The 5487-nt window shown below is 36.1% G+C and carries 6 protein-coding genes and 1 other RNA gene; all 7 read right to left on the bottom strand.

Annotated elements, in window-relative coordinates; all coding sequences use genetic code 11:
• Positions 1–92 precede the first annotated feature (92 nt).
• The gene (locus tag A9G30_RS09670) at positions 93–638 is read right to left on the bottom strand and encodes a 5-formyltetrahydrofolate cyclo-ligase (protein ID WP_065588815.1); all 546 of its coding nucleotides are present in this window, start codon (positions 636–638) and stop codon (positions 93–95) included.
• A gap of 29 nt (positions 639–667) precedes the next feature.
• Positions 668–849, bottom strand: a non-coding RNA gene (gene ssrS / locus A9G30_RS09665) — 6S RNA.
• Between the two features lie 65 nt (positions 850–914).
• On the bottom strand, positions 915–1199 hold the full coding sequence (gene zapA, locus A9G30_RS09660) for a cell division protein ZapA (protein ID WP_065566746.1): 285 nt from the start codon (positions 1197–1199) through the stop codon (positions 915–917).
• 7 nt (positions 1200–1206) lie between these two features.
• Positions 1207–3063: a 1-deoxy-D-xylulose-5-phosphate synthase gene (gene dxs, locus A9G30_RS09655; protein ID WP_065588814.1), complete on the bottom strand. Its 1857-nt coding sequence runs from the start codon at positions 3061–3063 to the stop codon at positions 1207–1209.
• A gap of 22 nt (positions 3064–3085) precedes the next feature.
• Positions 3086–3964 (bottom strand): (2E,6E)-farnesyl diphosphate synthase, encoded by an 879-nt coding sequence (gene ispA, locus A9G30_RS09650; RefSeq protein WP_065588813.1) that lies wholly within the window; start codon positions 3962–3964, stop codon positions 3086–3088.
• Positions 3948–4193: an exodeoxyribonuclease VII small subunit gene (gene xseB / locus A9G30_RS09645; protein ID WP_065566743.1), complete on the bottom strand. Its 246-nt coding sequence runs from the start codon at positions 4191–4193 to the stop codon at positions 3948–3950. Before xseB ends, ispA begins: the two co-directional genes overlap by 17 nt.
• A 100-nt stretch (positions 4194–4293) precedes the next feature.
• On the bottom strand, positions 4294–5487 hold a 1194-nt coding region (gene rmuC, locus A9G30_RS09640), incomplete at its 5' end, for a DNA recombination protein RmuC (protein WP_065588812.1).

Genomic DNA, 5487 nt, shown 5'->3' with positions numbered 1-5487 from the left:
ATACTTAAAAAATAGGTTTAGAGGTTTAAGAATAATATTATTGTTTAGTAGTAAGTTATTTTTATATCTAAAAATAAGATATATTAATAAATTTAAGCATAAATAATTTCTGGCAACCGAATATCCCACGGCTTGTTATCAATATGCTGTACTTTTTGGCAAGCAAAAGCAAGCCCAATAGGTAAAATTTGTTGAGCTTGATAATTTGCTAGTAATCGGTCGTAAAATCCGCCACCCATCCCCATACGATAACCTCGTTGATCAAAAGCCACGAGTGGTGTAAATACGATATCAAGTTGATGGTAAGGCAGTATCTTTGATTGATTTAATTCAGGCTCTAATATACCAAATTTATTTTTAGTAAGTGAAGTTTGTTTAGTATATTGCAAAAAAAGCAAATCTGTGGGTATTAAAGGATTGATAATGGGTAAGTAAACAGATTTATTTTGTTCCCATAAATATTCAATAATGGGCTTAGTTTCAACTTCGCCATCAAATGATAAAAATATAGCAATATTGTTTGCTGTTTTTATCGCTTGATGATGGGCGATTTTTTGGTATATAGCTTGTTGCGCAATGTCGCGTTCAGTAGGGGGTAATTGCCGTCTTTTTTGACGGATAATTTGCCTAATATTCATCGGTTTTTACAGTAGCTGAAAGGTCGAAGAAGTACTCCAAGATGCCGTTAGGGTCGTAACCCTTGAACCCAAGGTTCAAGGTGAACATCGTGTTTTAATTTTTAGGTTTCCTTACAAGTAAGGCATACACACCAACTAAAAGTCACTTCGTTCTAAAGATAAGAATATCGGCTCAGGGGACTAACCCATATCGCGAGCATCTCAGAGATAGATATCATAATACAAAATTTGACGGATCATACAAGACTATTTGTATTAAATTTACAATTAACTACATTAATTGTTGGTATTTAGGGCAGAATCAAGTAATTGTTGTAACATTTTTAGTCGATCGCTAAATTCATTACTTTTTTCTTTTTCTTTTGTAAGTTCATAAGAAATATTCAGTGCTGCCGTCATAATAAGTTGATCACTGGTAATCTGTGGCGATTTTTCTCGTAAATTTGTTAAGCGCGTATCGAGATCTTTTGCAGCACTATTAAGTGCGTTAACTTCATCAATCGGGCAATTAAATTTTAATGTTCGTCCAAAAATTTGAATAGTGACAGCTTGAGTTTCCATATTTAACCTATTGATTCATAAAATTATTAATTTTATCGATAATGTGCTTTGGATCTAACCCTATTTCTTGCCTTACTTCGTTTTGAGATCCTTGAGAAATAAATTTATCGGGCAACCCAATATTTAAAATATCACATTTTATTTTTTTCGATAATAAATATTCACCGATGCCGCTACCGGCTCCGCCTTTAATACTGTTTTCTTCAATGGTGACTAGTATATTATGTGTTTGGCTAATGTGCAAAAGGACTTTTTCATCTAATGGTTTTACAAAACGCATATCAACGACTGTAGCATCGATTTGCTCTGCTGCTTGTAATACTTCGGTTAGTAAAGTGCCAAAATTAAGTAAAGCAATATTTTTTCCTTCTCGACATAATTTCGATTGCCCTAACGGGATTACTTCTAATGGTTTTAATTGTGCTCCAGTACCTTCACCACGAGGATAACGCACTGCCACAGGTCCGTTATGAAAATAACCGGTATAAAGCATTTGTCGACACTCGTTTTCATCACTTGGCGTCATAATGACCATATTGGGCACGCAACGTAAATAACTTAAGTCAAATGCTCCTTGGTGAGTTTCGCCATCCGCACCAACAATCCCTGCACGATCTATGGCAAACAATACCGGTAAGTTTTGAATAGCGACATCGTGGATGACTTGATCGTAAGCACGTTGTAAAAAAGTTGAGTAGATGGCAACAATAGGTTTTAAGCCACTAATTGCAAACCCAGCAGCTAATGTAACCGCGTGTTGTTCTGCTATTGCAACATCAAAAAATTGATCTGGATAACGATTGGCAAACTTTGTCATGCCTGAACCTTCACCCATAGCAGGTGTTATCGCCATTAAACGGTTATCATTTTTCGCCATTTCACATAGCCAATCGCCAAAAATTTGCGAATACGTTGGAATTGCTCTTGTGGTGACAGGTAATATGCCATCATTAGGGTTGAATTTAGGTACTCCATGCCATAGTGTCGGATCTTTTTCAGCTGGCTCATAGCCTTTACCTTTTTGCGTAATCACATGAAGCAACTGTGGACCTTTTAATTGGCGAACTTTTTGTAAAGTCGTAACTAAACTATCTATATCGTGTCCATCAACAGGACCAATATAATTAAAACCAAGCTCTTCAAATAAGGTTGCAGGCGTGACTAAGCCTTTTAAGTGTTCTTCCGTTTTTTTAAAGAGCTCTTTTAGAGGGGGAATATTGGCTAATACACGTTTGCCACTTTCTCGAAAAGATGTATAGGCTTTGCTTGATAAAATTTGAGTAAGATGTTGGTTAAGTGCTCCAGTGTTTGCGGAAATCGACATATCATTATCATTAACAATCACTAGCATATCGGGTTTGATATGGCCTGCATGATTCATTGCTTCAAATGCCATACCTGCTGTTAGTGCACCATCACCAATGACCGCGACTACTTGTTTTCCCGATTGTTTTTTTTGTTCGCTAATGGCAATTCCTAGCGCTGCACTAATTGAAGTTGAAGAGTGCCCTGTAGTTAGCACATCATATTCACTCTCATTACGATGAGGAAATGGATGAAGCCCCCCTTTTTGGCGAATAGTGAGCATCTGATCTCTGCGACCAGTCAAAATTTTGTGAGGATAAGCCTGATGCCCTACGTCCCAAATAATTTTATCAAAAGGGGTGTAATAGACATAATGTAGTGCGGTAGTTAATTCAACCACACCTAATCCCGATGCTAAATGACCACTTGATTGACTAACACATGTTAGTAAATATTGCCTAAGCTCTAGGCAAATAGAGGATAACTGCGACTGAGGAAAACATCTTAAATCCTCGGGCGAGTTGATTTGTTTTAACAAAGGGTAATTATTTAAATTCATTATGTGATATTTTAATTAGTTACTAATTATTGCGATTAATAATAAAACCAGCAAGGTCATGCAAAGGTTGCGTATTATAAGGTATTTGCTTAAGACTATCGATAGCTTGTTGATAAAGTTGTTGAGTTAGCTTTATCGCATTATCCAGTCCAATTAATGCTGGATATGTGCTTTTTTCATGAATGAGATCTGAACCTTTTGGTTTACCCATTATTGATTGTTCGCCAATGACATCTAAAATGTCATCTTGAATTTGAAATGCCAGACCAATTGATTCGGCGTAGTTATCAAGCATTAGTTGATAAGGCTGCGCTATTTCGCCACTAGCAAATGCGCCCAAACGGATCGCTGTTTTGATTAAAGCACCTGTTTTATAGCAATGAATATTTTGCAAATGTTCCACACTAATTGACTGATGTGTAGCCAACAAATCCAACGATTGACCTAGGCACATGCCAGTAGCGCCACTAGCATGTGCAAGTTCGGTTATCATATCAATCTTGGCATTTGAATCAAGGCGTTCACTTTTTGCTAATAATAAAAAGGCAAAACTTTGTAAGGCATCACCAGCAAGTATAGCCTGAGCTTCACCGAATTGGATATGGCAGGTTGGTTTGCCTCGGCGTAAATCGTCATTATCCATTGCCGGCAGATCATCATGAATCAATGAATAAGTATGAATAGACTCAATAGCAGCAGCAGCTTCATCTAATTTAGAAAGAGGGCAATTGAACAATTGACCTGTTAAGTAGACTAAAATTGGTCGAATTCGTTTACCTCCAGCCAGTAAGCTATAACTCATTGCTTGTTGGAGTTTTGAACTTTCAATTTGCGCAATGCATGTAGCTAAAAACGAATCAATTCGTTCTTGTAACGGTTTTAAACTATTCATTATCATCATTTGTAAATTCTGACAGTTCGGCATCACTATTTTCAGATAATAAAATATCAATGCGTTGTTCCGCTTTCTGTAACTGCTTTTGACCTGCTTTTGCTAATTTTATTCCTTTTTCGAACTCATTTAGAGCCTCATCTAAAGGCAGTTCGCCGTTTTCTAGTTGATTTACAATGGTTTCAAGTTGTTTAAGTGTTTCCTCGAAACTTAATTCTTTATCTTGTTTTTTTGCCATATTCAATTCCTCGTTACGTTCGATGAGTATACACTTATTTCAAATAATCGTGAATCTAGGTTTTGTTTATTTATCATGTCACAAGTATTGTTAAAGCCTGTTAGGTTTCAATTTCATCTTTGTTATTCGATTCCTCTATTGCCAGTGAAGCAATATCTGAGTTTATCGGTTTTTTTACTTCGATACCCATTTCACGAAACCGTTCTATTTGTCCAATTACATTACCACGACCCTTCGATAATTTGTTCATAGAATTTTGATAGGTCTGTTGAGCTTTATCTAAACAGTTACCTAAGTTTTCCATATCTTCAACAAAACCGCGCATTTTGTCGTACAATTTGCTTGCCCTATTGGCAATAAGTTCAGCATTACGGTTCTGGTACTCAAATCGCCATAAATTATGAATAGTCCTTAATGCAACTAGCAAAGTGGTTGGGCTGACTATCATAATATTATTTTTCATAGCATCATTGATTAATGTAGGATCGTTGTCTATAGCGCTAAGAAATGCAGGTTCCACAGGTATAAACATCAAAATATAATCTAATGAATTAATACCAATAAGTTTATGATAATCTTTTTGACTAAGTTGTTTTAAGTGATTACGAACAGAGGCTAAATGTTCGCTCATCGCTTTTGTTTTCACTGTTTCATCATCACTATTGAAATGGCGCTCATAGGCAACTAAAGTCACTTTTGAATCGATGACTACATCTCCCCCTTGAGGTAAGTGAACAATGACATCGGGTTGTAACCGTTGATTGCTTTCGTTTGTTAAGTTGACTTGAGTTTCATATTCATAACCTGATCGTAATCCAGAATTATCTAGAATTTGGCTTAGGATAAATTCGCCCCAGTTTCCTTGGGTTTTATTATTGCCTTTTAGTGCATTAGTTAGGTTATTTGCCTCTTTGCTCATTTGCTCATTAAGCTGTTGTAAATTACGAATTTCATGCGTTAATGTGTGACGCTCTTTTGCTTCTTGACCAAAACTATCTTGCACTTGCTTTTTGAAACCTTCTAGTTGCTCTTTGAGTGGCGAAAGTAAAAAATCAAGACTTTGTTTATTTTGTTGTTCAATTTTTTTACCGCTGTGTTCAAAAATACGGTTGGCTAAATTTTCAAATTGAGTCGTAAGTCGTTGTTCACTATGTTCTAGTATACTTTGACGTTCTTGTGTTGCTCTTAACGTTTCTTCTAAACGTGTTTTGAGTTCACTAATTTTAACGTTTTGCGCTAGATTTTGTTGTCGATAGTCATCTAACTGGTGTTCCAGTTGTTTTGTTTGGGTTAT

The sequence above is a fragment of the Gilliamella sp. Fer4-1 genome, assembly GCF_001690515.1.
Lineage (GTDB): Bacteria > Pseudomonadota > Gammaproteobacteria > Enterobacterales > Orbaceae > Gilliamella > Gilliamella apicola_C.
This window is presented reverse-complemented; position numbering and strand designations above follow the sequence as displayed.

Bases quoted from the DNA above. Each gene is read 5' to 3' on its own strand.
- A9G30_RS09670 (WP_065588815.1), bottom strand. From the start codon at position 638: ATGAATATTAGGCAAATTATCCGTCAAAAAAGACGGCAATTACCCCCT.
- zapA (WP_065566746.1), bottom strand. From the start codon at position 1,199: ATGGAAACTCAAGCTGTCACTATTCAAATTTTTGGACGAACATTAAAA.
- dxs (WP_065588814.1), bottom strand. From the start codon at position 3,063: ATGAATTTAAATAATTACCCTTTGTTAAAACAAATCAACTCGCCCGAG.
- ispA (WP_065588813.1), bottom strand. From the start codon at position 3,964: ATGATGATAATGAATAGTTTAAAACCGTTACAAGAACGAATTGATTCG.
- xseB (WP_065566743.1), bottom strand. From the start codon at position 4,193: ATGGCAAAAAAACAAGATAAAGAATTAAGTTTCGAGGAAACACTTAAA.